The organism is Pseudomonas sp. P179 (assembly GCF_000478485.2).
Lineage (GTDB): Bacteria > Pseudomonadota > Gammaproteobacteria > Pseudomonadales > Pseudomonadaceae > Pseudomonas > Pseudomonas aeruginosa.
This window is the reverse complement of sequence record NZ_KI517354.1, coordinates 1408029-1434211: the sequence shown is the minus strand read 5'-3', so window position 1 is coordinate 1434211 and position 26183 is coordinate 1408029. Positions and strand designations below refer to the sequence as shown.

Here is a 26183-nt window from a genome sequence, read left to right as displayed (position 1 = left end):
TTTGTAAATCTAAAACAAAAGGAAGTTTCCGTGTACTGCATCTTTATCAAGACCCGCCTCAGGCCCGGCTGCGCCGAGGCTTTCATCGATGCCATCCAGGTCAACGCCGCCGCTTCCGTGTCCACCGAGCCCGGCTGCCTGGTGTTCGACGTTTCCCGCGACCGACAGGACCCTGACCTGGTCTATCTCTACGAGGTCTATCGCGATGACGCAGCCTACGAGGCGCACACCCGCACCGCGCATTTCCGCGACAGCCGACCGTTGGTCGAGCCGCTGATCCTCGAACAGGAAGTCTTCGAAAGCGACGCGCTGGCGCTCAATCCGCTGCGCTGAGAAGGCTCAATCGCCGCCGGCGACGTCCAGCACGCGGATCAGGTCCGGGCGCGGGTAGTGCCAATGCACGTCGAGGTCCCACAGGCGCACCCCGTAGCGGCGCCCGGGCTCTGGCTTCTGGTAGGCCGGGCGTGGGTCCTGCGCCAGGCATTGCTCGATCAGCTCGGCCACCGGCTGCCGCAACCGCTGGCCGTGCTCATGGGCCTGGCGCCGCGCCTGCTCGCTCCACTCCACGGCGATGCCCGGCGGCGGCGCGTCGGCGATGCCGTTGCGGGCGTCGGCCACGGCGTCGGCGTAGGGTACGTAGGGCTTGATATCGAGTACCGGGGTGCCGTCGAGCAGGTCGATTCCGGACAGCCACAGGCGCCCCGCTTCGAAGCCCTCCAGGCGCACCACCGACTGGCCGATGCCGTTCGGCCGATGGGTGGCGCGGGTGGCGAAGACTCCCAGCGAGCGGTTGCCGCCCAGGCGCGGCGGGCGCACCTTCAGTCGCGGCTTGTCTTCCAGGGCCTGGTGGAAGAGGAACAGCAGCCAGACATGGCTGACCTGCTCCAGGCCTTCCAGCGCTTCCACCTGGTCGAACGGCGGCAGCAGTTCCAGGGTCCCCCGCGCCGCCGGCGCGAGCAGCGGCTGGCGCGGGATGGCGAACTTCTCCATGAAGCAGGAGCGGATGTAGCCGATGGGAGAAACGCTGTGGGTCATGGCGGGACGAGGCGAGCGGTCGGGGGCGTCATGTTACCCGGATTGGCGGCGCTCAGAGATGAAAACCGCCGTCGATGGGGATCACGTTGCCGGTCATGTAGGCGCCGGCGGTGCCGGCCAGGCTGATCGCCAGCGCCGCCATCTCCTCCGGGCGACCCCAGCGGCCCATGGGAATCGACGCGCTGTCCGCCTCCAGTGCCTGCGGGTCATTGGCGATGTGACGGGTCATGCGGCTCGGAAAGCGTCCGGGAGCGATCACATTGACATTGATGTGCTCGCCGACCAGTTCCTTCGCCAGCATCCGCGACAGTTGATGCAGCGCGGCCTTGCTCGGCCCGTAGGCATAGGCTTGTTCGCCCATGGCGCTGATGCCCGCCACCGAGCCGATGTTGATCACCCGCGCCGGGTTCTCCGCGCTGGCCGAGCGGCGCAGCAGCGGCAGCAGTTGCTGGATGCAGGAAAACACCGAGGTGACATTGAGCTGCATGACCTTTTCCCAGCCGGACACCGGATAGCTTTCCAGCGCTGCGCCCCAACTGGTGCCGGCGTTGTTCACCAGGATATCCAGCCGCGCGCTGAGTTCGCCGAGCGCCTGCGCCAGGCGCCGGGCACCGGCTTCGCTGGAAAGGTCGGCGGGGATCGCCTGGCAGTCGCCGTAGGCCGAGAGGCGTGTGGCGGTGTCGGCGCAGGCCTCTGCGTCACGTGCGCAGATGAAGACGCGGGCGCCGGCTTCGAGAAGACCCTGGGCGATCATCTGGCCGATGCCGCGGCTGCCGCCGGTGACCAGGGCGATGCGACCGGCGAGACTGAAATAGGGATGCATGGGAATGACTCCGGGCTGGGCAGGGGAGACCAACCTACGATTCGCCTCGCTGCCGGCGCAGCATTATCCAGGTACGGAATGACGTGGCATCCGTGGCTCAGCGGCTACCGCGGCAATGCCACAGATACAGGTAGGCGATCAGGTTGACCAGCAGAACGATGGCGCCAAGGATCCATTGCACCGCCGGGGTCAGGCCGGCGGGATAGATCAGCGGCAACAGGTAGTGCTCGACGAAGCCGCCGCTGTAGCCGGCGTCCCCGGCGGCCCGGCGCAGACGATTCTCCAGCGGGGTCAGCGGACAGGGCAGGCCGAGGAACTCAACGGCGCAGCCCCAGGCCACCGCCGGCAGGTGCAGCCAGGCCAGGCGTGGCCAGCGCAACGGCAGCAGGCCGCCGAACAGGACGAACAGGATGAAGCCCAGGTGCAGCCAGACCAGGGCATCGGCGGCCAGGCGATAGCTCATTCGGCTCTCCCTCGTGGCGTTGGAGGGATAACGCCACCGCTACAGGGGCCGGCGGATAACCGCCTTGCGGTTACTCGCCCATGGTTTGGCCATCCATAAAGAAAAAGCCGGCGAATGCCGGCCATTTCAAGCGCTACGCGTGGGCTTCGGCGCTCAGGCCTGGGCCAGCTCCGCATCGTGTGCGATCAGGGCGACCAGCGCGTTCTGCTGACGGTGGGTCAGCTGGCGGAAACGCTGCAGCAGCTCGCGCTCGTGCAGGCTGAGTTCCGGGCTGTCCAGGCGAACACCGAGATTGTCTTGCAGCGCCCCTTCCTGGAGCAGGCTCTGCTCGAGTCGGGCGATGATCTCGGAGTTCATGCTACGGTGATGGCTGCGAGCGACTTCTGCGATCTGCTCACGCATGCCCTCGGGCAGACGAACGACGAATTTGTCAGCGGTACGGCTGGAGTAGGTAGGAGTTGCCTGTTTCAGTGGGCGCATACATTGAACCTGTAGAGTCAGGGAAAAGCGGTGCCGAGGAAGCGTTCATTGTTCTCGGGCCTATGACCACGATTTCCGCTAGCCGTTCAGTCTGTTATTTCGGAAACAACAATTAGTTGACGTCAATTGTGCGTTGCGTGCCGGCGTTTTGCCAGTACCAGCTATCTGAAATGCGAGCGATTCAGCAAAAGCCTAGTTTTTTACTGGGGGTTGGATGATGGCCTTCTGACCACCGGTCGTTCAAGGGATTGTCACTCGACTGTCATCGTCACTTCACCGGGCTGACACAGTCTCCTTCTATCTTGGTCTACACCAGATGGCGCCGCTGGCGTCTTCGTGCAACCGATTGGAGGGAGAACGATGAGCGCGGTGATCCGTGTCGACAGCCTGAACAAGACCTTTGCCCGCAAGCAGGCGCTTTTCAACCTGAGGCTGGAGATCCAGGCGGGCGAGATGGTGGCGTTGATCGGTGCATCCGGCTCCGGCAAATCCACGCTCCTGCGTCACGTCGCCGGGCTTGCCCGCTGCGACCGCGACAACGGCGGCAGCATCGACGTGCTGGGTCGCCGCCTGCAGGCGTCCGGCCGCCTGAGCGGCGAAGTGCGTCGCCTGCGCGCCGACATCGGCTACATCTTCCAGCAGTTCAACCTGGTCAACCGCCTCAGCGTGCTGGACAACGTCCTGCTCGGCTTCCTCGGTCGCATGCCGCGCTGGCGCGGTTCGCTGGGGCTGTTCAGCGCCGAGCAGAAGCGCCAGGCCCTGGAAGCGCTGGCACGGGTCGGCCTGGCCGATTTCGCCGGGCAGCGCGCCTCGACCCTTTCCGGCGGCCAGCAGCAGCGCGTGGCCATCGCCCGCGCCCTGACCCAGAAGGCCGAGGTGATTCTCGCCGACGAACCGATCGCCTCGCTCGACCCGGAGTCGGCGCGCAAGGTGATGGACATCCTCGCCGATATCAACCGCCACGACGGCAAGACCGTGGTGGTGACCCTGCATCAGGTCGACTACGCGTTGCGCTATTGCCCGCGCGCGGTGGCCCTGAAGGGCGGCCGGATCCTCTTCGACGGCAGCAGCGAGCACCTTTCCGAAGGCTTCCTCAACGAACTCTACGGCGCCGAAGGGGACACCCCGCTGCTGTTTTCCGACCGTGCCCGGCGCGGGGCGGAGAGCCAGCCGGAACTGACCCTCGCGCGCGCCTGACGTCATTCGAACCGCATAAAAACCCGCCAAACCCTGCCCAGGAGTTCTCTCCATGTTGAAACGCTTCAGTCGTGTGCTCGCGGCTTCCGCCCTGCTCGCCGGCTCCCTTGCCGGGATGGCGCACGCCGACCAGCCGGTGATCAATTTCGGGATCATCTCCACCGAGTCGTCGCAGAACCTCAAGAGCATCTGGGAACCCTTCCTCAAGGACATGAGCCAGCAGACCGGCTACCAGGTGAAGGCCTTCTTCGCCCCCGACTACGCCGGGATCATCCAGGGCATGCGTTTCGACAAGGTCGACATCGCCTGGTACGGCAACAAGGCCGCCATGGAAGCGGTGGATCGCGCCCACGGCGAGATCTTCGCCCAGACCGTCGCCGCCAGTGGCGCGCCGGGCTACTGGAGCCTGCTGATCGCCAACAAGGACAGCAAGATCGACAGCGTCGAGGACATGCTGGCGAACGCCAAGAGCCTGACCTTCGGCAACGGCGATCCGAACTCCACGTCCGGCTACCTGGTGCCCGGCTACTACGTGTTCGCCAAGAACAACGTCGACCCGGTCAAGGCCTTCAAGCGCACCCTCAATTCCAGCCATGAGGTCAACGCACTGGCGGTGGCCAACAAGCAGGTCGACGTCGCCACCTTCAATACCGAGGGCATGGAGCGCCTGGAATTGACCCAGCCGGAGAAGGCCAGGCAGCTCAAGGTGATCTGGAAGTCGCCGCTGATCCCGGGCGACCCGCTGGTGTGGCGCAACAACCTGAGCGACGAGCAGAAGAACAAGCTGCGCGACTTCTTCTTCAAGTACGGCGCCAACGCCGAGCAGAAGAAGGTCCTCGCCGACCTGCAATGGTCGAAGTTCCAGCCCTCCGACGACGACCAGTTGCTGCCGATCCGCCAGCTCGAGCTGTTCAAGCAGCGCACCGACGTGGCGAACAACGCCAACCTCGGCGCCGAGGAGAAGGCCGCCAAGCTGAAGGCCCTCGACGAGGAGCTGGCCAAGCTGGAGAAACGCATGGCCGAGCGCGAGCAGAAGACCGCCGCCAACGCCGGCTGATCCACCCCGGGCGCGGCCGGCGCCGCGCCCACCCGATTCGCCAATACCGCTGTCGAGATTCCCGATATGAGCACTCTGAGCACCACCGCCGCGGCGGCCGCCACCGGCAAGCCATCCTGGGGACGCCTGGTCGGCTGGGGCCTGTTCCTCGCCATCCTCGCCTGGTCCTGGAAGGGCGCGGAAATGAACCCGGCCGTGCTGTTCCGCGACGCCGGCAATATGGCGACCTTCGCCGCCGACTTCTTCCCGCCGGACTTCGGCAACTGGAAGCTCTACCTCAGCGAGATGCTGGTCACCGTGCAGATCGCCCTCTGGGGCACGGTGCTGGCCATCGTCTGCGCCATCCCGCTGTCGATCCTGGCCTCCGAGAACATCGTGCCCTGGTGGGTCTACCAGCCGGTGCGGCGGGTGATGGATGCCTGCCGTTCGATCAACGAGATGGTCTTCGCCATGCTCTTCGTGGTCGCCGTCGGCCTGGGCCCGTTCGCCGGCGTGCTGGCGCTGTTCATCAGCACCACCGGGGTGCTCGCCAAGCTCTTCGCCGAGGCGGTCGAGGCGATCGACCCCGGTCCGGTCGAAGGCGTCCGCGCCACCGGTGCCAGCGCCCTGCAGGAGGTCATCTTCGGGGTCATCCCGCAGGTCCTGCCGCTGTGGATCTCCTATTCGCTGTACCGCTTCGAGTCCAACGTGCGTTCCGCCACCGTGGTCGGGATGGTCGGCGCCGGCGGCATCGGCGTGATCCTCTGGGAGGCCATCCGCGGCTTCCAGTTCGGCCAGACCTGCGCCGTGCTGATCGTGATCATCGTGGTGGTGAGCCTGATCGACGTTCTGTCACAACGCCTGCGCAAGCTGTTCATCTGACGACGCGAGGAGGGCGCCTGGTGCGCCCTTTCCAAACCATGCACTTGTCTAGACAAAGCGAACCGCTGTACCGCGAACTGGCCGAACGGCTGCGCCAGGAACTGCTGGCCTACCGCCCCGGCGACTACCTGCCCGGCGAGATCCAGCTGGCCCAGCGCTTCGCGGTGAACCGCCATACCCTGCGCAGGGCGCTCGACGAACTGGTGCTCGAAGGCCGCGTGCTGCGGCGCCAGGGCAAGGGCACCCAGGTCCTGGAGGCGCCGACGATCTACCCGATGGGCGCCGCCAACGCCTACACCGAGTCGCTCTCGGCCCAGGGCCACCGGGTCGAGGCCCGGCTGCTGGAGGCGCGCCAGCGTCCGGCCGGCGCCGCCGAGGCCACCCACCTGGGGATCGGCGAGGGCGGGCGGGTGCTGGAACTGACCACCCTGCGTTACCTCGACGGACAGCCAGTGAGCCTGATCCGCCATTGCTACGCCGTTTCCCGCAGCGAGCTGCTCGCCGACTACCAGGGCGGTTCGCTGCGTCGCTACCTGGCCGACAAAGGCCTGCCGCTGACCCGCACCTACAGCCTGATCGGTGCGCGCCTGCCCAATCGCGAGGAGGCGGCGCGCCTGCTGATGCCCCGCCATGCGCCGTTGCTCACCGTCCTCACCCTGTCCCGCGACCGTACCGGCCAACCGGTGGAACTGGCCCAGTCGATCAGCCGCGCCGATCGCTTCCAGTACCAGGTCGCCCCCTAGGAGAAGCCCATGACCGCCTTGCATTCCGATCCCACCATCGCCGCACGACAGCGCTGGATGGGCGTGCTCGCCCGCGCCCGTCGCGAGGAGCTGGACGCCCATGCGGACGCCCTGCGCGATGCCGACTATCACCTGCTGCGCGCCGCCGAGACCGGCATGACCCTGGTGCGCGGACGCATGGGCGGCACCGGCAGCCCGTTCAACCTCGGCGAGATGACCGTGACCCGCTGCGTGGTGCGGCTCGGTGACGGACGCACCGGCTACAGCTATGTCGCCGGGCGCGACAAGCGCCACGCCGAACTGGCCGCCCTGGCCGACGCGCACCTGCAGGGCGCCGACGCGGCGGCCTGGCAGGCGCGCCTGATCGAACCGCTGGCCCGCACCCAGGCCGAGCGCCGCGCCGCCCAGGAGGCGGAAATCGCCACTACCAAGGTGGAGTTCTTCACCCTGGTCCGAGGAGAAGATTGATGACCAGCGCTTCGCTTCCCAGCCCGGCGGATACCGCCGCGCTATTGCAACCGGCGTTCCAGGACCCGGTCCTGGATGCCCAGCGGAGTTTCCGCGCGGCGCTCAAGGCCCTCGCCGAACCGGGGCTGGTGCGCAACCTCGACCGCGCACCGGCGCTGGCCGCGTTGCAACCGGCCAGCTACGCGCTGTGCCTGAGCTTCCTCGACTCCGACACCCCGCTGTGGCTGGCGCCGGGTCTCGACAGCCCGACGTTGCGCGCCAACCTGGCCTTCCATTGCGGCTGCCCGATCGTCGCCGAGCGTGAGCAGGCGCTGTTCGCCTTGCTCGACGAAGGCGAGCTGGACGACCTGAGCGGCTTCGACAGCGGCAGCGACCGTTATCCGGACCAGTCCTGCACCCTGCTGATCCAGCTTGCCGGCCTCGATGGCGGCGCCTCGCTGGAGTGGCGCGGACCGGGCATCGCCGAAGTGCGCCAGGTGGCGTTGCCGGTGAGCGCCGGGTTCTGGGCACAGCGCGCCGCACGCACCGAATTCCCCAGGGGCCTGGATGCCTTCTTCGCCGCCGGCGAGCGCATCCTCGGCCTGCCACGCAGTACCCGGGTCAGCGAACCCGTCGAGGAGGTGGCCTGATGTACGTAGCCGTCAAGGGTGGCGAGAAGGCCATCGACAACGCCCATCGCCTGCTGGCGCGCAAGCGCCGCGGCGATACCGCGCTGCCGGAGCTGTCGGTGGAGCAGATCCGCCAGCAGATGCCGCTGGCCGTGTCGCGGGTGATGACCGAGGGTTCGCTGTACGACGAGCAACTGGCGGCACTGGCGATCAAGCAGGCGGCCGGCGACCTGATGGAAGCGATCTTCCTTCTCCGCGCCTACCGCACCACGCTGCCGCGCTTCGCCGCCAGCCTGCCGCTGGACACCGCCGGAATGCGTCTGCAACGACGTATCTCGGCGACCTACAAGGACCTGCCGGGCGGGCAACTGCTCGGTCCGACCTTCGACTATACCCATCGCCTGCTCGACTTCAGCCTGCTCGCCGAGGGCGACTACCCCGGCCCCGAAGTGGAGCGGGGCGCGTCCCTGGAGCCTTGTCCGCGCGTGCTCGGCCTGCTCGACCGGGAAGGCCTGATGACGCCGGAGTACGAGCTGCCCGGCGCGGTGCCGGATATCACCCGCGAGCCGCTCGACTTCCCCACCGGCCGCGCCCAGCGCCTGCAGGCCCTGGCCCGCGGCGACGAGGGCTTCCTTCTCGCCCTGGGCTATTCGACCCAGCGCGGCTACGGCCGCAACCATCCGTTCGCCGGGGAGATCCGCATCGGCGCCTGCGAGGTCTGGCTGGAGCCCGAGGAACTCGGCTTCGCGGTGCCGGTGGGCGAGATCGAGGTCACCGAGTGCGAGATGGTCAACCAGTTCGTCGGTTCCCGCGAGGAGCTGCCGCAATTCACCCGTGGCTACGGCCTGGCCTTCGGCTACGCCGAGCGCAAGGCGATGGGCATGGCCCTGGTCGACCGCGCCCTGCGCGCCGAGGAATACGGCGAGGAGGTGGTGTCGCCGGCGCAGCAGGAAGAGTTCGTCCTGATGCACTGCGACAACGTCGAGGCCGGCGGCTTCGTCTCGCACCTGAAGCTGCCGCACTACGTCGATTTCCAGTCCGAGCTGGAGCTGATTCGCAAGCTGCGTCGTCCCGGCGTCGCCGAATCCGCGCAACCCACTGACCAGGAGAAGCGCGCATGAGCCTTTCCCCGCAAGCCAGCGCCGCGCCGGAGCAGGGCTACAACTTCGCCTACCTCGACGAGCAGACCAAGCGCATGATCCGCCGCGGCCTGCTCAAGGCGGTGGCGATCCCCGGCTACCAGGTGCCCTTCGGCGGCCGCGAGATGCCGCTGCCCTACGGCTGGGGCACCGGCGGCATGCAGGTGACCGCGGCCATCCTCGGTGCCGACGACGTGCTCAAGGTGATCGACCAGGGCGCCGACGACACCACCAACGCGGTATCCATCCGGCGTTTCTTCGCCCGCACCGCCGGGGTCGCCACCACCGAACGGACCCCGGAGGCGACGGTGATCCAGACCCGCCACCGGATACCGGAAACCGCCCTGAGCGGCGAGCAGATCATGGTCTACCAGGTGCCGATCCCCGAGCCGCTGCGCTTCATCGAGCCTTCCGAGGCGGAGACCCGGACCATGCATGCGCTCGACGACTACGGGGTGATGCACGTGAAGCTCTACGAGGACATCGCCACCTTCGGCCATATCGCCACCAGCTATGCCTACCCGGTTACGGTGGACGAGCGCTACGTGATGGATCCCTCGCCAATTCCCAAGTTCGACAACCCCAAGCTGGACATGAGCCCGGCGCTGATGCTGTTCGGCGCAGGTCGCGAGAAACGCCTGTACGCGGTTCCGCCGTTCACCCGGGTGGCGAGCCTGGACTTCGAGGACCACCCCTTCGAAGTCCAGCGCTGGGAAGAAAGCTGCGCCTTCTGCGGCAGCCACGAGTCCTACCTGGACGAACTGATCGTCGACGACCGTGGCGGCAAGCGCTTCGTCTGTTCCGACACCGATTACTGCACGCAGCGGCGTGCCTGCCAGGAAGAAGGGGAGGACGCGCAATGAACGCGGTCTGCGAATCCATCGATGCGAACCTCGACGCGCGCGACCGGCCGCTGCTCTCGGTGCGTGGCCTGACCCGCCTGTACGGGCCGGAAAAGGGCTGCCAGGAGGTCGACTTCGATCTCTACCCCGGCGAGGTGCTGGGCATCGTCGGTGAGTCCGGCTCGGGCAAGTCGACCCTGCTCTCGTTGCTCTCCGGGCGCTGTCCGCCGGACGCCGGCACGGTCGCCTACCGCGACGACGGCGACCGCTGGCTGGACCTCTACGCCGCCAGCGAAGCCGAGCGGCGCACCCTGCTGCGCACCGAGTGGGGCTTCGTCGAGCAGAACCCGCGCGACGGCCTGCGCATGGGCGTGTCCGCCGGCGCCAACATCGGCGAACGGCTGATGGCCCAGGGCGTGCGCCACTACGGTCGGCTGCGCCAGGCCGGGCTGGACTGGCTGGAACAGGTGGAGATCGATCCGCTGCGCATCGACGACCTGCCGCGAACCTTTTCCGGCGGCATGCAGCAGCGCCTGCAGATCGCCCGCAACCTGGTCTCGGCGCCACGCCTGGTGTTCATGGACGAACCCACCGGCGGCCTCGACGTGTCGGTGCAGGCGCGCCTGCTCGACCTGCTGCGCGGCCTGGTGCGCGAGCTGGACCTGGCGGTGGTGATCGTCACCCACGACCTGGCGGTGGCGCGCCTGCTCGCCGACCGCCTGATGGTCATGCGCCGTTCGCGGGTGGTGGAAGCCGGTCTCACCGACCAGATTCTCGACGACCCGCAGCATCCGTACACGCAATTGCTGGTGTCGTCGGTCCTGCAACCCTGAGCCGAAGCGTCGGCGCCGGTCCGCGCGACGGGCGCCCGGAGAAGTAGCGATGAACAACCTGATCGAGGTCCGCGACCTCAGCAAGACCTTCACCCTGCACCAGCAACAGGGCGTAGTGCTCAATGTGCTGCGCGGGCTCAACTTCAATGTCGCCGGCGGCGAATGCCTGGTGCTCCACGGACGCTCCGGCGCCGGCAAGAGCACCCTGCTGCGCACGCTCTACGGCAACTACCTGCCGGCCGGAGGCAGCATCCGCCTGCGCCACGCCGGCGACTGGTTGGAACTGGTCGGCGCCGAGCCTCGCGAGGTGCTCGCCGTGCGTCGCCAGACCCTCGGCTACGTCAGCCAGTTCCTGCGGGTGATCCCGCGGGTGGCGACCCTCGACGTGGTCATGGAGCCGGCCCTGGCCCGTGGCTGGAGCCGCGACAGCGCCGAACTGCGGGCGCGCAGCCTGCTGGCCCGGCTGAACATCCCGGAACGCCTCTGGCAACTGGCGCCGGGTACCTTTTCCGGCGGCGAGCAGCAACGCGTCAACATTGCCCGCGGCTTCATGGTCGAGTGGCCGATCCTGCTGCTCGACGAGCCGACCGCGTCCCTCGACGAAGCCAACCGCCAGGTAGTGCTGGAGCTGATCGGCGAAGCCAAGGCCGCTGGCGCCGCGTTGATCGGCATCTTCCACGACCGCGCCGCCCGCGAGGCGGTGGCCAGCCGCTACCTGGACATGAGCCAGGAGCTTTCCCGCCAGGAGCAAGCCCATGTCGTCTGAACGCGTTCTCAGCAATGCCCGGGTAGTCAGCGCCGAGCGGGTCTTCGTCGGCAGCGTGCTGCTGCGCGACGGCCTGATCGCCGCGGTCGACGAAGGCCGCAGCCACCTGGCCGGGGCCGAGGACCTGGGGGGCGACTACCTGCTGCCCGGTCTGGTCGAGCTGCACACCGACAACCTGGAGAAGCACATGACCCCGCGTCCCGGCGTCGACTGGCCATCGGCCTCGGCGGTGCTGGCGCACGACGCGCAGATCGTCGCCGCGGGAATCACCACGGTGTTCGACGCGCTGTCCATCGGCGACGTCAACCCCAAGGGCAAGCGCATGCAGCAGCTGCCGAAGATGCTCGAGGCCATCGGCGAGGCCGCCGCCAGCGGCGACGCGCGCGCCGACCATCGCCTGCACCTGCGTTGCGAGGTCAGCCATCCGCAGACGCTGGAGGTGTTCCGCGAACTGGTCGAGCATCCGCTGGTGCAACTGGTCTCGGTGATGGACCACGCCCCCGGCCAGCGCCAGTTCGCCAGGCTGGAGAAGTACCGCGAGTACTACCAGGGCAAGTACCACCTGAGCGATGCCGAGATGGACGCCTTCATCGTCGAGCAGGTAGCCAACTCCGAGCGCTACAGCGACGCCGCCCGTGCGGCCATCGTCGATGTCTGCCAGGGACGCGGCCTGTCGGTGGCCAGCCATGACGACGCGACCCTCGCGCATGTCCGCGAGTCGGCCGGCTACGGCATGGCCATCGCCGAGTTCCCGACCACCGTGGAGGCCGCCAGGGCCAGCCACGAGCACGGCCTGCAGGTGCTGATGGGCGCGCCCAACGTGGTCCGCGGCGGTTCCCACTCGGGCAACGTGGCGGCGGCGCAACTGGCGGGAATCGGCGTGCTGGATATCCTTTCCAGCGACTACTATCCGGCCAGCCTGCTGCATGCGGCCTTGCTGCTCGCCGGCGAGCACAGCGAGTATGATGCGATCCGCTACGACCTGCCGCGCGCGGTGGCGATGGTCAGCCGTACCCCGGCGCTGGCCGCCGGGCTGACCGATCGTGGCGAAATCCGCGTCGGCCTGCGCGCCGATCTGCTGCAGGCGCGGGCGCTCGGCAACAACCAGCCGGTGGTGCGTCAGGTCTGGCGCGGCGGGCAGAGAGTGTTCTGATGACAGGCAGACTGATTTATCTGATGGGGCCTTCCGGCTCGGGCAAGGACAGCCTGTTGCAGGCCGCGCGCGAGCCCCTGGCGCTGCGCGGCTGCCGTATCGTGCGGCGGGTGATCACGCGCTCCGCGGAAGCGGTGGGGGAGGACGCCCAGGCGGTGACTCCGGCGCAGTTCGACACCCTCGAGCGGGCCTCGGCGTTCGCCATGAGCTGGCGCGCCAACGGCCTTTGCTATGGCATTCCGGTGCAGATCGACGAGTGGCTGGCGCAGGGCTACGACGTGCTGGTGAACGGCTCGCGCGGCTACCTGGCGCAGGCCCGCCGGCGCTATCCGGATCTGCTCGCGGTCCTGCTCGGGGTGAAACCCGAGGTGCTGCGCCAGCGCCTGCTGGCGCGCGGCCGGGAAAGCCCCGAGGAAATCGAGGCGCGCCTGGCGCGTAACGCCGAGTTCGCCGCCGGCCTGGAGGGCCCGCTGTTCCAACTGGACAACTCCGGTGATCTCGACGACACGCTACGCACCCTCCTGGCCCGTCTCGGCAGCGACCGCGCATGCGCCTGACCCTGCTCGGCACCGGCGACGCCCGCCAGGTGCCGGTCTACGGTTGCGATTGCCCGGCCTGTCGCAACGCCCGCGCCGACGCCGGCCTGCGTCGCCGTCCCTGTAGCGCGCTGCTGGAGTGCGCCGGCCAGCGTTGGCTGATCGACAGCGGCCTGGTCGATCTCTGCGAGCGCTTCCCGCCCCATAGCCTCGATGGCATCCTCCAGACCCATTACCACGCCGACCACGCCCAGGGCCTGCTGCACCTGCGCTGGGGCCAGGGTCTGGTGATCCCGGTGCACGGCCCGGCTGACCCGGAGGGCCTCGCCGACCTCTACAAGCATCCGGGCATCCTCGATTTCAGCCAGCCCTTCGGCGCCTTCGAGCGGCGCCAGTGGGGCGCGCTGGCGGCGACCGCGTTGCCGCTGGTCCACTCGAAGCCAACCTTCGGCTACTTGCTGGAGGGGGCTTCCGAGGAGGGAACGATACGGCGCCTGGCCTACCTCACCGATACCGTCGGGCTGCCGGCGGACAGCGCCTCGCGATTGCTCGCGGCGCCGCTGGACCTGCTGGTGCTGGACTGCTCGATGCCGCCGCAGGAGCAGCCGCCGCGCAACCACAACGACCTCACGCGGGCATTGGAGTGCATCGACTCGCTGCGTCCCCGGCGGGCCGTGTTGACTCACGTCGGGCATACGCTGGACGCCTGGCTGCTGGACCACCCCGCTGCGTTGCCCGAAGGGGTGGAACTGGCGCGCGACGGCGTGTGCCTGCCGCTGTGAGCGACGCTGTAGCGCCCGGCAAAGCGCTGCGGGCGAAATCAGTCCAGGCTTGGATCGAAGCGGATTCGCCGACCTACCACCAGTGCAAACAGCAGCCATGCGCCGGAAATGCCCAGCAGACCCCAGGCGCACCAGGCGAGGAGGGTGGCCTCGGGCGGCAGGCTCAGCGCCAGGATCGCGCTGGCGATCACTACGAACAGAAGAATGACGGCGGATCGTGACATGGTTTCGCTCCCGGAGCCCTCTCCGTCGGGCTCGCTGTTCCTTGTGCCGGCTCAGTGGCGCCGAGGTTCCGTGGCGCCCTTGTCGCTCAGCGGAAGCTTCGCTGGATATTCGTCTCCTCCGCGCTCTATCAGCCAGAGCAGCCCGTAGACGCCGACTGAAAGGGCTAGGGCGGTCAGCGGCAAAGCCAGGATCCACATGTTCTTTCTCCCTTTCCGCTCGCCAGCATCCCGGGGACCTGTGCGGCGGTGTAGCGTCGTTGGATGCCGGACTCCCGGCGCTTGCTTCGTCAGAATGTCCAGGCCTGTTCGTCGGCCGCGGTCACCAGCGCCGTGCCGCGCTCGTCCTCGCCTACGGTGACGATGCGCGGGGATTCGTCGGGCGCCTGGATCACCAGTTGTTGCGCAGCGGGTGCCCACTGCGGCGTTGCGTTGCTGTCCAGCACTACCGGCCTTTCGCCGTTGCGTTCCTGCGTCCTGTCCTCGTCGCCCAGTGCGCTGTTCTGGAAGACTACGAGAGCCAGCAGGGAAAGAAGTCCGGTGCCGACCAGGTTGCGTGAGCTGCTCATGTTCACCTCCATTTCGTAGCTTTGCCAGGCAGATGGCCAAGGTTTGATCCTGAGGGTCTTGTAGCAGCGGTTGTGCCAACTTTTTTCTATAAAAAATCCTTTTAAATCAATGAATTATATATGTGCCTGAGACTCTCTCACATGCACTTTGCACGGATGGGCATTTTACCGGTTGCAAAATGCATGATGATGTCAGCCCAGATGCAGCGCCAGGCTTACGCCGTGGCTGGTGAACCCTAGCGCGGCATAGAAGCGCTGCGCGGTTTCCCGGTCCTGGTGGCTGGAAAGCGCCAGTTTGTAGCAGCCCCAACTGCGCGCGCGCTCCACGGCCCGGCCGATCAGTTCGCGGCCTACGCCCTGGCCGCGGGCGTGGCGGTCGACCACCATGTCTTCGAGAATCGCCGAGCGGGCGAAATCGTGCGCCAGGTGTTCGATCAGATGCAGGGTGCAGGTGCCGAGCAGGCGCTCGCCGCGCTCGGCCACCAGGGTGACCCGGTCGCCGCGCGGTCGTTGCAGCTGGATGGCCAGCAACGCCGGGTCCGGGCGCGGATCGGCGCTACCGAGTTGCTGTAGCAGCAACGACAGGCGCGGCGCGTCGTGCTCGCTGGCGATCCGCACGTCGAAGCTGGCGAAGGGGGAGTCCGGTATCCGCGGCTGGCGCGGAGCGTCCGGCAGGTCCTGTGCGGCGGGAATGGCAACGGTCTGGTTCATGCTGCACCTCCAGGGTTGCGGAAAATTATGCGCAGCCTTGGTGGCAGTGGCATGACAAACGCTTTCTCTGCCGTTAACATGCCGCCCGGACGCGGCGCACCGCTCGCCATGTCCGGCGTGTCCCGGTAGCTCAATTGGATAGAGCATCCCCCTCCTAAGGGGAAGGTTGGAGGTTCGACCCCTCTCCGGGACGCCATTTCATGCTCTGCTCCAGCTTCCCTCGCCGCTTCGACAGTCCGCTTGCCGTCACTTTCTCCGATAGCTTTTCTTGCCGCCCGGCGTCAGGCAGTACACCCCTCCGCGCGGGCCTGTGCAGAACGAGCCGCTGCCACAGGCACAGCCCTGCGTCGTGCCTTGCAGACGCTGTACGGCGGGTTGTCCGGTACGTCCTCCGGCGTTGCCGAAGTAGGCCGCGCAACTGCGCTTCGAGGCGCTGATGGAGCCGTCGTTGCAGAGGAAGATATCGCCGTCGCAACCGGCGATACCGCCTTTCTTTCCCGAGCAGGGGCTATTGGCAGCCAGCGCCGGAAGTGCGCAGACCGACAGGAGGAAGAGGGCAGTCGAGGCGAAGAGTCCGAATTTCATTGGCGAAGCTTCCGTGCGAATGATGGCTGCATGCTATCTCAGGCGCGCGCCGTGCGCTTGCGCGAGCGCGCCGATTACATGGCCTTGCCCGAGCCTTGACAGCTCCTTCCGACGGGGCTTATAAGTGGCGCCATCAGGTCGTGCGCATCAGCGTCGATGTCGCGGGACCGAACCTAACGCATACGCACAGAGCAAATGGGCTCTCCCGGGGTTACCCGGGAGGGCCTTTTTTCGTCCCGAAAAAATAACAACAAGAGGTGATACCCATGCGTCACGGCGATATTTCCAGCAGCAACGACACCGTCGGAGTGGCGGTGGTCAACTACAAGATGCCGCGCCTGCACACCGCGGCGGAGGTCCTGGACAACGCCCGGAAGATTGCCGACATGATCGTTGGCATGAAGCAGGGCCTGCCCGGCATGGACCTGGTGGTGTTCCCCGAGTACAGCCTGCAGGGCATCATGTACGATCCGGCGGAGATGATGGAAACCGCGGTGGCGATCCCCGGCGAGGAAACCGAGATATTCTCCCGCGCCTGCCGCAAGGCCAACGTCTGGGGCGTATTCTCCCTCACCGGCGAACGGCACGAGGAGCATCCGCGCAAGGCGCCGTACAACACCCTGGTGCTGATCGACAACAACGGCGAGATCGTCCAGAAGTACCGCAAGATCATTCCCTGGTGCCCCATCGAGGGCTGGTATCCCGGTGGCCAGACCTATGTCAGCGAAGGGCCGAAGGGCATGAAGATCAGCCTGATCATCTGCGACGACGGCAACTACCCGGAAATCTGGCGCGACTGCGCGATGAAGGGCGCCGAGCTGATCGTGCGCTGCCAGGGCTACATGTATCCGGCCAAGGACCAGCAGGTGATGATGGCCAAGGCCATGGCCTGGGCCAACAACTGCTATGTGGCGGTGGCCAACGCCGCCGGCTTCGACGGCGTGTATTCCTACTTCGGCCACTCGGCGATCATCGGCTTCGACGGTCGTACCCTCGGTGAGTGCGGCGAGGAGGAAATGGGTATCCAGTACGCCCAGCTGTCGCTTTCGCAGATCCGCGATGCGCGCGCCAACGATCAGTCGCAGAACCACCTGTTCAAGATCCTCCACCGCGGCTACAGCGGCTTGCAGGCGTCCGGCGATGGCGACCGGGGCCTGGCGGAGTGTCCGTTCGAGTTCTACCGCACCTGGGTCACCGACGCCGAGAAGGCGCGCGAGAATGTCGAGCGACTGACCCGCTCGACTACCGGTGTGGCGCAATGTCCGGTCGGCCGGCTGCCCTACGAGGGACTGGAGAAGGAGGCCTGACGGCACCGGCGTGCCGTCGTGCGGCACGCCGTCTCCGCCATTTCCCCCTGTGGCAGAAGGAGTTTCATCCATGCCTTTTCTGAGCGACATGCTCGACCAGTCCCGCCGGCAGCAGGACGAGGAACAGGCCCTGGCGCGGGAGAATCTTGCCGAGGCAAGTCTGCTCCAGGCCCACCTGAGTCACCGCAGCGCCCTGCACAGCCGTTTCCGTTTCGACCCGGCGGCGGTGATGGACTGCCTGCGCGCCGAGGTGCTCGGCCAGGAACCGGCGCTACAGGCCGTCGAGGACATGCTCAAGGTGGTTCGCGCGGACATCGCCGACCCGCGCCGTCCGCTGTTCAGCGCGCTGTTCCTCGGCCCCACCGGGGTCGGCAAGACCGAGATCGTGCGCGCCCTGGCCAGGGCCCTGCACGGCGACGCCGAGGGGTTCTGCCGGGTGGACATGAACACCCTGTCCCAGGAGCACTATGCCGCCGCCCTCACCGGTGCGCCGCCGGGCTACGTCGGGGCGAAGGAGGGCACCACCCTGTTGGAGCAGGACAAGCTGGACGGCAGTCCCGGGCGCCCCGGCATCGTTCTCTTCGACGAACTGGAAAAGGCCAGCCCGGAAGTGGTCCATGCGTTGCTCAACGTACTCGACAACGGCCTGCTGCGGGTCGCTTCCGGCGAACGCACCTACCATTTCCGCAATACCCTGGTGTTCATGACCAGCAATCTCTGCGCCCATGAGATCCAGCGCTACGACGAGCGTCGCCAGCGCCTGCCCTGGCGCCTGCTGCCGGTCGGCGGCGAGCGCCGGCGGCGGGACATCGACGGGATGGTCCGGGCCCGGCTGCTGAAGACTTTCTCGCCGGAGTTCGTCAATCGTCTCGATAGCGTGGTCACCTTCAACTGGATCGAACGCGACGTCGTCGCGCGCCTGGTCGAGCTGGAGGTGCAGCGGCTCAACCGGCGCCTGGAGAAGCATCGCTGCCGCCTGGAGGCGACCCCGGAGGTGCTGGCGAAGATCGCCCGCGCCGGCTTCGACCGGCAGTTCGGCGCCCGTGCGTTGCGCCGCAGCGTCCGTCATCATCTCGAGGTACCGCTGGCCGAGCATCTGCTCGACCACCACCAGCCGGGCGACGGGAACTGCACGACCTACCTGGCGAGCCTGGAGCACGAGCGGGTTCGCTTCGTGCGGCGCTGAGCGACAGTCACAGGAGAGGAAACGGATGGGATCGCACCAGGAGCGGCCGCTGATCGGCCTGTTGTTCTCCGAAACCGGCGTCACCGCCGATATCGAGCGCTCGCAGCGCTATGGCGCATTGCTTGCGGTCGAGCAACTGAACCGCGAGGGCGGCGTCGGCGGTCGCCCGATCGAAACGCTGTCCCAGGACCCTGGCGGCGACCCGGACCGCTATCGGCTGTGCGCCGAGGACTTCATTCGCAACCGGGGGGTACGGTTCCTCGTGGGCTGCTACATGTCGCACACGCGCAAGGCGGTGATGCCGGTGGTCGAGCGCGCCGACGCGCTGCTCTGCTACCCGACCCCCTACGAGGGCTTCGAGTATTCGCCGAACATCGTCTACGGCGGTCCGGCGCCGAACCAGAACAGTGCGCCGCTGGCGGCGTACCTGATTCGCCACTACGGCGAGCGGGTGGTGTTCATCGGCTCGGACTACATCTATCCGCGGGAAAGCAACCATGTGATGCGCCACCTGTACCGCCAGCACGGCGGCACGGTGCTCGAGGAAATCTACATTCCGCTGTATCCCTCCGACGACGACGTGCAGCGCGCCGTCGAGCGCATCTACCAGGCGCGCGCCGACGTGGTCTTCTCCACCGTGGTGGGCACCGGCACCGCCGAGCTGTATCGCGCCATCGCCCGTCGCTACGGCGATGGCAGGCGGCCGCCGATCGCCAGCCTGACCACCAGCGAGGCGGAGGTGGCGAAGATGGAGAGCGACGTGGCAGAGGGGCAGGTGGTGGTCGCGCCTTACTTCTCCAGCATCGATACGCCCGCCAGCCGAGCCTTCGTCCAGGCCTGCCATGGTTTCTTCCCGGAGAACGCGACCATCACTGCCTGGGCCGAGGCGGCCTACTGGCAGACCTTGTTGCTCGGCCGCGCCGCGCAGGCCGCAGGCAGCTGGCGGGTGGAAGACGTGCAGCGGCACCTGTACGACATCGACATCGACGCGCCCCAGGGGCCGGTCCGGGTGGAGCGCCAGAACAACCACAGCCGCCTGTCTTCGCGCATCGCGGAAATCGATGCGCGCGGCGTGTTCCAGGTCCGCTGGCAGTCGCCCGAACCGATTCGCCCCGATCCTTATGTCGTCGTGCATAACCTCGACGACTGGTCCGCCAGCATGGGCGGGGGAGCGCTCCCATGAGCGCCAACTCGCTGCTCGGCAGCCTGCGCGAGTTGCAGGTGCTGGTACTCAACCCGCCGGGAGAGGTCAGCGACGCCCTGGTCTTGCAGCTGATCCGCATCGGTTGTTCGGTGCGCCAGTGCTGGCCGCCGCCGGAAGCTTTCGACGTGCCGGTGGACGTGGTCTTCACCAGCATTTTCCAGAATCGCCACCACGACGAGATCGCTGCGCTGCTCGCCGCCGGAACTCCGCGCACTACCCTGGTGGCGCTGGTGGAGTACGAAAGCCCCGCGGTGCTCTCGCAGATCATCGAGCTGGAGTGCCACGGCGTGATCACCCAGCCGCTCGACGCCCACCGGGTGCTGCCTGTGCTGGTATCGGCGCGGCGCATCAGCGAGGAAATGGCGAAGCTGAAGCAGAAGACCGAGCAGCTCCAGGAACGCATCGCCGGCCAGGCCCGGATCAACCAGGCCAAGGCGTTGCTGATGCAGCGCCATGGCTGGGACGAGCGCGAGGCGCACCAGTACCTGTCGCGGGAAGCGATGAAGCGGCGCGAGCCGATCCTGAAGATCGCTCAGGAGTTGCTGGGAAACGAGCCGTCCGCCTGAGCGATCCGGGCCGACCAGAACAATAACAAGAGGGGTATCGTCATGATGCTGGGACTGGTTCTGCTGTACGTTGGCGCGGTGCTGTTTCTCAATGCCGTCTGGTTGCTGGGCAAGATCAGCGGTCGGGAGGTGGCGGTGATCAACTTCCTGGTCGGCGTGCTGAGCGCCTGCGTCGCGTTCTACCTGATCTTTTCCGCAGCAGCCGGGCAGGGCTCGCTGAAGGCCGGAGCGCTAACCCTGCTATTCGCTTTTACCTATCTGTGGGTGGCCGCCAACCAGTTCCTCGAGGTGGACGGCAAGGGCCTCGGCTGGTTCTGCCTGTTCGTCAGCCTCACCGCCTGCACCGTGGCGATCGAGTCGTTCGCCGGCGCCAGTGGTCCGTTCGGCCTGTGGAACGCGGTCAACTGGACAGTCTGGGCGTTGCTCTGGTTCTGTTTCTTCCTGCTGCTGGGGCTGTCCCGCAGCATCCAGAAGCCGGTGGCCTACCTGACCCTGGCCAGCGCCATATTCACCGCCTGGTTGCCCGGCCTGCTGCTGCTCGGGCAGGTGCTCAAGGCATAGCAGGAAGTCGGAAAGGGATGGCGGCTTGCCGCCATCCCGTCCCTTCCGAACTCCTAGCCGAGCGGCCAGTTGATCACCACGACGGCGTCGTTGTAGTCGTTGTCGGTGCCGTCTTCAGAGCCGACCAGGGCGAAGTTCAGCTCGTTGGTCAGGATTACCTGTGCCGAGACCAGATCCGAGGGGCGGCCGTTGACGCTGACCTGGACCTGTACCTTGCCACTGCTGCCGGAGTTGAGCACCTGGGTGCCGATGACGGCGTTATTGGTGCTTTGCCCGCTGAAGGTCGCGGCCGTCTCGTTGTTGACCAGCACGTTCACCGTCTGGGTTCCGGACGAGTTGGCGAAGGCGGTGACGCCGAACCGGGTGTTGGCGGGAAGGGTGAACACTCCTTGTGTTGCCATGGTGTATCTCCACTGAATACCTGGCCTGCCTTTTCAGGCAGCCGTCTGGCGCGCGGTATGGCGTGTCGGGAGAAATCCGCAGTCCTTGGCGGCAGGCGATGCGCAGGCAGGAAGGACGCATCGTTCAGCCAATCTACGCCGTCGACCGGGCGCGACCACTGCTAGAGTTCGCAGGAGGGCTACAGGGGTGTCCTGGCACTGGCGATGCATGGCCCGGTGCCGGACTGCGGCAGCGGCCTGCCGTGCCGGCTCGTTCGATTGTTACGCTGTCTGTAACGATCTATTGCCGATGCCGGCAGGCCAGGGGCGATTGTCTCGAAATATACTGCGTCACCTGGTCGCCGCAGCGGCGACGGCTACCCACTGGCCGTCGTCCGGGTCGCCGGTTCCATCCCGGCCGCGCCAACCCCCGCATTCAGGCCCCGCTGCGGCGACTGCATTCCCGCTGGATTCGAGGCTCGTACCCTATGACTCCCGATCAACGATTTGCCCGTTGGGTTCAAGTCGCTATCGCGGTATTTGTGTTGCTGTTCGTCTACTTCCTGGTCGCCGACCTGTGGATGCCGCTCACCCCGCAGGCCCAGTTGACCCGGCCGGTGGTGCGCGTCGCGCCGCGTGTCAGCGGTCAGGTCGCCGAGGTGCTGGTGTCCAACAACGGCCACGTGCAGCCCGGCGAAGTATTGTTCCGCCTCGATCCCGAGCCTTTCCGACTGGCCGTGCGCCAGGCCGAACTGGCACTGGAGGAAGCCGAGCGCACCAACCGCGAGCTGGATGCCGCCATCGCCTCGGCCAAGGCCGACCTCCTGGCCGCGCGCAGCAGCGCCGGCGAGCTGGACAGCGAGGCGCGCCGCACCGCCCAACTGGTGCAGCGCCACCATGTGTCGCAGCAGATGCACGAGCAGGTCAGCGCCCAGGCCCAGGCCGCCCGTGCCCGGGTCGCCGCGGCCCAGGCGCGGATCGGCGAGCTGACCGCGCGACGCGGCACGGCCGGCGAGGACAACCTGCGCCTGCGCCAGGCGCGCAATGCCCTGGCCCAGGCTCGTCTGCAACTGCAATACAGCAGCGTCCGGGCCGACCGCGCCGGGACCCTGAGCAACCTGCAACTGACCCCGGGCACCTACGTTCCGGCCGGAACGCCGGTGGCGGCGCTGGTGGACGACCGTATCGACATCGTCGCCGACTTCCGCGAGAAATCGCTGCGCTACGTGCGCCCTGGCGACCGTGCGGCGGTGGTGTTCGACGCGCGTCCCGGCGAAGTGTTCGGCGCGCGGGTGGCGGCCATCGACGCCGGGGTCAAGGAGGGCCAGCTGGACGCCAACGGCGACCTCGCCGCGCCGGTCACCTCCGACCGCTGGGTCCGCGACGCCCAGCGCCAGCGCCTGCACGTGGTGCTCGACGAACTTCCCGAAGGCCTGCTGCCCACCGGTGCCAAGGCCACCGTGCAGCTCTATCCCGGCGACGGCCTGAGCCATCTGCTCGGTCGCGCGCAGATCGTCGCCATCAGCCTGCTGCACTACGTCTACTGACGCCATGCCGGCCAAGCTCGCGATGTCCGCCAACGACCTGCGTCAGTGCCTGCGCATCGCCGGCGGCGGCACCCTGGGGTTCTTCGTCTGCAAGCTGATGAACTGGGACTACGGCTCGTTCTTCGGCGTCTACCCGATGCTGCTGCTCGGCCTGACGCCGGTGATCAACCTGCACATCGTCCGCCAGTTCCTCGCCAACTCGGTGGTGATCAGCGTCGAGGTACTGGTGCTGTACGGGTTGTTCGGCGACCGGCCGTTGCTGATGACGCCTATCGTCTTCGGCCTCTTCGTCTACCGCTTCGCCCTGATGGCGCGCGGCCCGCTGTTCTTCTTCGGCGCACTGAGTTCGGTGTTCCTCTCGATGCTGCTGCACTTTGCCAGCTATCCGGACGTCGATCTGTTCGACATGCTCGCCAGCAACATGGTCGCCACCTGGCTGACGGTGGCCATCGCCGTGCTGATGTTCTACCTGTTCCCCGACGTCGAACCGCGGCCGCCGCGCCAGGCGCCGGCCAAGGACGCCCCCAGCCGGCGCCACGAGACGCTGCTCGGGGCCACGGTGGCGACCCTGTCCTTCGTGGTCTTCCAGACCTTCGACCTGAAGGACTCGCTGTCGGCGCAGATCGCCTCGATCCTGGTGTTGTTTCCCATGCACTGGAAGGGCGTGCACTTCGCCGGGCGCATCCGCGCCCTCGGTACGCTGCTCGGCTGTGCGCTGGCGGTGGGCTTGCAGGTGCTGCTCTACGATCACTACGACATCCTGCCCTTCGTCGCCCTGTTGCTGTGGATCTCGGCGATGTTCTGCGCGCGCATCCACATGCTGGAGAACGGCGTACCGGGGATCGGTTTCGGCGCGCTGACCACCCTGGCGATCGTCCTCGGCCAGTACCTGACGCCAACCCACGACATGATGTACAGCGTGCTCTACCGATTTACCTCGGTGTGCTTCGCGGTGCTGATCACGTTGATGACGGTGCTGGTGATCCACCTGTTCCTCAACCGCTTCGCCGCCACCCGGCACTACAGCCACTGAGGCCTCAGGCGCGCCGGCCCGGCCAGTTGACCAGCGCGACGCCGAGCATCACCAGCAGCATGCCGCCGATCGCCGCCGGCGCCAGGCGCTCGTCGAACAGCAGCCAGGAGGCCAGCGCGGTCACTGGCGGCACCAGGTAGAACAGGCTCGCCACCTTCGACGCGGCGCCATGCCGGATCAGCGTGTAGAGCAGGCCGACGGCGCCGAACGAGAGTCCCAGCACCAGCCAGCCGAGGGTCAGCACGAACGGCGTGCTCCACTGCACCTCGCGGCTTTCGAAAAGCAGGGCGGCGAGGCCGAGCAGGGCGCCGCTGGCCAGGTACTGGACGACGCCGCCGGTGCGCAGGTCCATGCCGCCGCAGAAGCGCTTCTGGTACAGCGTGCCGCAGGTGATCGCCGCCAGTGCCACCAGCACCGCGGCCCAGGCCAGGCCGTCGGCGCCACCGTGGATGCGGCCGAGTACCACCAGGGCTACGCCAGCCAGGCCGAGCGCCAGTCCCAGCCATTGCCGGCGGCTGACCTGCTCGCCGAGCCAGATGCCGGCCAGGGCCGCGGTAGCCAGCGGTTGCAGGCCGACCAACAGGGAGGTCAGGCCGGCCGACATGCCGTGCTCGATGGCGAGGAACACCCCGCCCAGGTACAGGCCATGGACCAGCAGGCCGGCGACCGCGACATGCCCGGCCAGCCGTGCCGAGCCCGGCCAGGGCGCACCGCTGAGCAGGGCGAAGGCGGCCAGCAGGGCGGCCGCGAGGAGCAGGCGGATGGCCAGGAAGGTGAAGGGCTCGGCGTACGGCAGGCCGAACTTGGCGCCGAGGAATCCAGTGCTCCAGAGCAGCACGAAGAGCAGCGGCATGCCGCTGCCGAGCCAGGCGGGTGTGCGCATGCAAGGTCCTCGTCGGGAGGTGGCGGGACGGTCGTGGCGCCCCGCGCGTGTCGGTGTCAGTCCAGCAGCGAGCGGCCTCGCTCCAGGTAGGTGCGCATTTCCGTCTCGGGCACCATGCCGCCGCCGGTGGCCCAGACCAGGTGGGTGGCATTGGCCAGGCGCGCCGAGGTCAGCCCCATGCGTTCGCGATAGCCCTGCGGCTCACGGGTGACCCGGGCGATGCCCGGCGCGCCGGCCAGGGCCGAGGGTTCCAGGCGGATGCCCTGGCTGCGCTCGAGCAAGGCGAGCAGGCGGAACAGTTCGTCGTCGTCCACCGTGTAGTAGCCGTCGAGCAGGCGCTGCATGGCGCGGCCGACGAAGCCCGACGGACGCCCCACCGCCAGGCCATCGGCGGCGGTGCGGTTGTCGATGCCGAAGTCCTGCACCGAAACCTGCTCGTGGCGGCCGGTATAGACGCCGAGGAACATGCAGGGCGAATGGGTCGGCTCGGCGAACAGGCAGTGCACCGCGTCGCCGAACGCCAGCTTGAGGCCGAAGGCCACCCCGCCGGGACCGCCGCCGACCCCGCAGGGCAGATGGACGAACAGCGGGTGCTCGCTGTCGACGCGGATGCCGGCGGCGTCCAGCTGGCCGCGCAGTCGCTCGGCGGCGACGGCATAGCCGAGGAACAGGTCGCGGGAGTTTTCGTCGTCGACGAAGTGGGTGTAGGGATCGCCGGCCGCTTCGCGGCGGCCCTGTTCCACCGCGACACTGTAGTCGGAGGCGTACTCCACCACCGTCACGCCGTGGGCGCGCAGCTTGTCCTTCTTCCACTGGCGGGCGTCGGCGGACATGTGCACGCTGGCCTGGAAGCCCAGCGCGGCGCCGATGATGCCGATGGAAAGGCCCAGGTTGCCGGTGGAGCCCACCGCTATCCGATGGCGGGCGAAGAATGCCCGGCAATCCGCCTCGGCCAGCCGCGAGTAGTCGTCGTCGAGGCCGATCAGGCCGTGCTCCAGGGCCAGGCGCTCGGCATGGGCGAGCACTTCATAGATGCCGCCGCGGGCCTTGATCGAGCCGGAGATCGGCAGGTGGCTATCGCGTTTCAGCCAGAGCCGGCCGGGCAGTTCGGCGGCGTAATGCTGGCGCAGGGCATCGTGGAAGGCGGCGACCTCGACCAGGTCGGACTCGATGATGCCGCCGCTGGCGGCGGTTTCCGGAAACAACCGGGCGATCAGCGGGGCGAAGCGCTGCAGGCGGGCGCTGGCGTCGGCCACGTCGGCGGCGCCGAGGCCGACGTCGGCCAGGGCTTCGGCGCTCGGCGCGATGGCCGGGTTGAACCACTCGCTCGGGCGCAGGGCGATCAGGTCGGCCAGGCGCGGGAATTCGGCGAGCCAGTCGGCCTTGGGTGTTCCGAGAATCAACGGCAGTACTCCTGTGGCGGGTAGGGCGGCGAAGGCACAGAGGATATACGCCTGGCCGGCGTTTTTCCTCGTACCCGGCAGGCAAGGCAGAACGCCTCTGCGGCGAAAGGCTTTGCACACGCGAGAATGTGCCGCATGCTTGATATCTTGAACAAGCGATGCGTATTTTGTACGCGGCCGCCGCCCGGTGCGGCATCCGCGATACCAACAAGGATAAGAAGTCATGACTATCGAAGGCCAA

33 protein-coding genes and 1 tRNA gene are annotated in these 26183 nt (G+C 67.4%); 22 read left to right on the top strand and 12 right to left on the bottom strand.

The window, feature by feature from the left end:
* Positions 1-30 precede the first annotated feature (30 nt).
* Positions 31-333: a heme-binding protein gene (locus tag HMPREF1224_RS19300; RefSeq protein ID WP_003098690.1), complete on the top strand. Its 303-nt coding sequence runs from the start codon at positions 31-33 to the stop codon at positions 331-333.
* Between the two features lie 6 nt (positions 334-339).
* Here the strand turns inward: HMPREF1224_RS19300 and tsaA are convergent, their stop codons facing one another.
* The 4 genes from tsaA to amrZ all read right to left on the bottom strand — a co-directional run bounded on the left by tsaA (position 340) and on the right by amrZ (position 2801).
* Complete coding sequence (gene tsaA / locus HMPREF1224_RS19295; RefSeq protein WP_003113115.1) at positions 340-1035, bottom strand: tRNA (N6-threonylcarbamoyladenosine(37)-N6)-methyltransferase TrmO; 696 nt, start codon at positions 1033-1035, stop codon at positions 340-342.
* Positions 1036-1087: 52 nt separating this feature from the next.
* On the bottom strand, positions 1088-1858 hold the full coding sequence (gene rhlG, locus HMPREF1224_RS19290; RefSeq protein WP_003113116.1) for a 3-oxoacyl-ACP reductase RhlG: 771 nt from the start codon (positions 1856-1858) through the stop codon (positions 1088-1090).
* A gap of 97 nt (positions 1859-1955) precedes the next feature.
* Positions 1956-2321 (bottom strand): DUF2784 domain-containing protein, encoded by a 366-nt coding sequence (locus HMPREF1224_RS19285; RefSeq protein ID WP_010793259.1) that lies wholly within the window; start codon positions 2319-2321, stop codon positions 1956-1958.
* A gap of 153 nt (positions 2322-2474) precedes the next feature.
* Entirely contained in the window at positions 2475-2801 is a 327-nt protein-coding gene (amrZ, locus tag HMPREF1224_RS19280) for a transcriptional regulator AmrZ (RefSeq protein WP_003091802.1), read from the bottom strand.
* A 360-nt stretch (positions 2802-3161) separates the two neighbouring features.
* Between amrZ and phnC the strand changes: the two genes are divergently transcribed.
* From phnC to phnP, 13 genes are all read left to right on the top strand, one after another.
* Complete coding sequence (gene phnC, locus HMPREF1224_RS19275) at positions 3162-3998, top strand: phosphonate ABC transporter ATP-binding protein (protein WP_003098696.1); 837 nt, start codon at positions 3162-3164, stop codon at positions 3996-3998.
* Positions 3999-4050: 52 nt separating this feature from the next.
* Positions 4051-5055 (top strand): phosphonate ABC transporter substrate-binding protein, encoded by a 1005-nt coding sequence (gene phnD / locus HMPREF1224_RS19270; protein WP_003091795.1) that lies wholly within the window; start codon positions 4051-4053, stop codon positions 5053-5055.
* Positions 5056-5121: 66 nt separating this feature from the next.
* Positions 5122-5916, top strand: a complete 795-nt coding sequence (phnE, locus tag HMPREF1224_RS19265) for a phosphonate ABC transporter, permease protein PhnE (protein ID WP_003091793.1) — start codon at positions 5122-5124, stop codon at positions 5914-5916.
* A 20-nt stretch (positions 5917-5936) separates the two neighbouring features.
* Positions 5937-6659, top strand: coding sequence for a phosphonate metabolism transcriptional regulator PhnF (phnF, locus tag HMPREF1224_RS19260; RefSeq protein ID WP_003091792.1), 723 nt, complete (start codon positions 5937-5939; stop codon positions 6657-6659).
* Between the two features lie 9 nt (positions 6660-6668).
* Positions 6669-7127, top strand: a complete 459-nt coding sequence (phnG, locus tag HMPREF1224_RS19255) for a phosphonate C-P lyase system protein PhnG (RefSeq protein ID WP_003098697.1) — start codon at positions 6669-6671, stop codon at positions 7125-7127.
* Positions 7127-7756, top strand: coding sequence for a phosphonate C-P lyase system protein PhnH (phnH, locus tag HMPREF1224_RS19250; protein ID WP_003113122.1), 630 nt, complete (start codon positions 7127-7129; stop codon positions 7754-7756). Before phnG ends, phnH begins: the two co-directional genes overlap by 1 nt.
* On the top strand, positions 7756-8856 hold the full coding sequence (locus HMPREF1224_RS19245; protein WP_003098699.1) for a carbon-phosphorus lyase complex subunit: 1101 nt from the start codon (positions 7756-7758) through the stop codon (positions 8854-8856). The genes phnH and HMPREF1224_RS19245 overlap by 1 nt, the downstream gene beginning before the upstream one ends.
* Positions 8853-9737 carry an alpha-D-ribose 1-methylphosphonate 5-phosphate C-P-lyase PhnJ gene (locus HMPREF1224_RS19240; RefSeq protein WP_003098700.1) on the top strand — a complete coding sequence of 295 codons (885 nt, stop codon included), beginning with the start codon at positions 8853-8855 and terminating at the stop codon, positions 9735-9737. Before HMPREF1224_RS19245 ends, HMPREF1224_RS19240 begins: the two co-directional genes overlap by 4 nt.
* Positions 9734-10549, top strand: coding sequence for a phosphonate C-P lyase system protein PhnK (phnK, locus tag HMPREF1224_RS19235; protein WP_003098701.1), 816 nt, complete (start codon positions 9734-9736; stop codon positions 10547-10549). Before HMPREF1224_RS19240 ends, phnK begins: the two co-directional genes overlap by 4 nt.
* Positions 10550-10598: 49 nt before the next feature.
* On the top strand, positions 10599-11315 hold the full coding sequence (gene phnL, locus HMPREF1224_RS19230; RefSeq protein ID WP_003098702.1) for a phosphonate C-P lyase system protein PhnL: 717 nt from the start codon (positions 10599-10601) through the stop codon (positions 11313-11315).
* Positions 11305-12468: an alpha-D-ribose 1-methylphosphonate 5-triphosphate diphosphatase gene (locus tag HMPREF1224_RS19225; RefSeq protein WP_003091776.1), complete on the top strand. Its 1164-nt coding sequence runs from the start codon at positions 11305-11307 to the stop codon at positions 12466-12468. Before phnL ends, HMPREF1224_RS19225 begins: the two co-directional genes overlap by 11 nt.
* A complete protein-coding gene (gene phnN, locus HMPREF1224_RS19220) occupies positions 12468-13025 on the top strand; it encodes a phosphonate metabolism protein/1,5-bisphosphokinase (PRPP-forming) PhnN (protein WP_003098703.1) in 558 nt (185 codons plus the stop codon). Before HMPREF1224_RS19225 ends, phnN begins: the two co-directional genes overlap by 1 nt.
* Positions 13016-13786 (top strand): phosphonate metabolism protein PhnP, encoded by a 771-nt coding sequence (gene phnP, locus HMPREF1224_RS19215; protein WP_010793258.1) that lies wholly within the window; start codon positions 13016-13018, stop codon positions 13784-13786. The genes phnN and phnP overlap by 10 nt, the downstream gene beginning before the upstream one ends.
* Before the next feature lie 38 nt (positions 13787-13824).
* Here phnP and HMPREF1224_RS19210 read toward each other — a convergent pair whose 3' ends face one another.
* The 4 genes from HMPREF1224_RS19210 to HMPREF1224_RS19195 form a co-directional block, all read right to left on the bottom strand.
* Positions 13825-14010 carry a PA3371 family protein gene (locus tag HMPREF1224_RS19210; RefSeq protein ID WP_003098706.1) on the bottom strand — a complete coding sequence of 62 codons (186 nt, stop codon included), beginning with the start codon at positions 14008-14010 and terminating at the stop codon, positions 13825-13827.
* A gap of 51 nt (positions 14011-14061) precedes the next feature.
* The gene (locus HMPREF1224_RS19205) at positions 14062-14208 is read right to left on the bottom strand and encodes a hypothetical protein (protein ID WP_003091766.1); all 147 of its coding nucleotides are present in this window, start codon (positions 14206-14208) and stop codon (positions 14062-14064) included.
* An 89-nt stretch (positions 14209-14297) separates the two neighbouring features.
* A complete protein-coding gene (locus HMPREF1224_RS19200; protein WP_003113127.1) occupies positions 14298-14576 on the bottom strand; it encodes a hypothetical protein in 279 nt (92 codons plus the stop codon).
* A gap of 192 nt (positions 14577-14768) precedes the next feature.
* Entirely contained in the window at positions 14769-15287 is a 519-nt protein-coding gene (locus HMPREF1224_RS19195; RefSeq protein WP_003091762.1) for a GNAT family N-acetyltransferase, read from the bottom strand.
* A gap of 119 nt (positions 15288-15406) precedes the next feature.
* Here HMPREF1224_RS19195 and HMPREF1224_RS19190 point away from each other — a divergent pair.
* Positions 15407-15483 (top strand) — tRNA-Arg (locus HMPREF1224_RS19190).
* 50 nt (positions 15484-15533) lie between these two features.
* Here the strand turns inward: HMPREF1224_RS19190 and HMPREF1224_RS19185 are convergent.
* Entirely contained in the window at positions 15534-15872 is a 339-nt protein-coding gene (locus HMPREF1224_RS19185) for a YdcA family protein (protein ID WP_003091758.1), read from the bottom strand.
* 266 nt (positions 15873-16138) lie between these two features.
* Here HMPREF1224_RS19185 and HMPREF1224_RS19180 point away from each other — a divergent pair, with 266 nt between their 5' ends.
* From HMPREF1224_RS19180 to HMPREF1224_RS19160, 5 genes are all read left to right on the top strand, one after another.
* Positions 16139-17179, top strand: a complete 1041-nt coding sequence (locus HMPREF1224_RS19180) for an aliphatic amidase (protein WP_003091756.1) — start codon at positions 16139-16141, stop codon at positions 17177-17179.
* 70 nt (positions 17180-17249) lie between these two features.
* Positions 17250-18365, top strand: coding sequence for an AAA family ATPase (locus tag HMPREF1224_RS19175; protein ID WP_003098718.1), 1116 nt, complete (start codon positions 17250-17252; stop codon positions 18363-18365).
* 25 nt (positions 18366-18390) lie between these two features.
* The gene (gene amiC / locus HMPREF1224_RS19170) at positions 18391-19548 is read left to right on the top strand and encodes an aliphatic amidase expression-regulating protein AmiC (protein WP_003117566.1); all 1158 of its coding nucleotides are present in this window, start codon (positions 18391-18393) and stop codon (positions 19546-19548) included.
* Positions 19545-20135 carry a transcriptional antitermination factor AmiR gene (amiR, locus tag HMPREF1224_RS19165; protein WP_003098722.1) on the top strand — a complete coding sequence of 197 codons (591 nt, stop codon included), beginning with the start codon at positions 19545-19547 and terminating at the stop codon, positions 20133-20135. Before amiC ends, amiR begins: the two co-directional genes overlap by 4 nt.
* Positions 20136-20177: 42 nt before the next feature.
* The gene (locus HMPREF1224_RS19160) at positions 20178-20696 is read left to right on the top strand and encodes an AmiS/UreI family transporter (protein ID WP_003098725.1); all 519 of its coding nucleotides are present in this window, start codon (positions 20178-20180) and stop codon (positions 20694-20696) included.
* A gap of 53 nt (positions 20697-20749) precedes the next feature.
* Here HMPREF1224_RS19160 and lecB read toward each other — a convergent pair whose 3' ends face one another.
* A complete protein-coding gene (lecB, locus tag HMPREF1224_RS19155) occupies positions 20750-21097 on the bottom strand; it encodes a fucose-binding lectin LecB (protein ID WP_003098728.1) in 348 nt (115 codons plus the stop codon).
* A 467-nt stretch (positions 21098-21564) separates the two neighbouring features.
* On the opposite strand from lecB, the gene HMPREF1224_RS19150 reads away from it, so the two are divergent.
* Together HMPREF1224_RS19150 and HMPREF1224_RS19145 are read left to right on the top strand one after the other, a co-directional pair.
* The gene (locus tag HMPREF1224_RS19150) at positions 21565-22623 is read left to right on the top strand and encodes an HlyD family secretion protein (protein WP_003119629.1); all 1059 of its coding nucleotides are present in this window, start codon (positions 21565-21567) and stop codon (positions 22621-22623) included.
* Positions 22624-22645: 22 nt separating this feature from the next.
* Positions 22646-23656 (top strand): DUF2955 domain-containing protein, encoded by a 1011-nt coding sequence (locus tag HMPREF1224_RS19145; protein ID WP_003119630.1) that lies wholly within the window; start codon positions 22646-22648, stop codon positions 23654-23656.
* 4 nt (positions 23657-23660) lie between these two features.
* On the opposite strand, the gene HMPREF1224_RS19140 is transcribed toward HMPREF1224_RS19145, so the two are convergent.
* Both HMPREF1224_RS19140 and dsdA read right to left on the bottom strand, forming a co-directional pair.
* On the bottom strand, positions 23661-24539 hold the full coding sequence (locus HMPREF1224_RS19140; protein WP_003098734.1) for a DMT family transporter: 879 nt from the start codon (positions 24537-24539) through the stop codon (positions 23661-23663).
* Positions 24540-24595: 56 nt separating this feature from the next.
* The gene (gene dsdA, locus HMPREF1224_RS19135; RefSeq protein WP_010793257.1) at positions 24596-25942 is read right to left on the bottom strand and encodes a D-serine ammonia-lyase; all 1347 of its coding nucleotides are present in this window, start codon (positions 25940-25942) and stop codon (positions 24596-24598) included.
* Between the last annotated feature and the right edge of the window lie 241 nt (positions 25943-26183).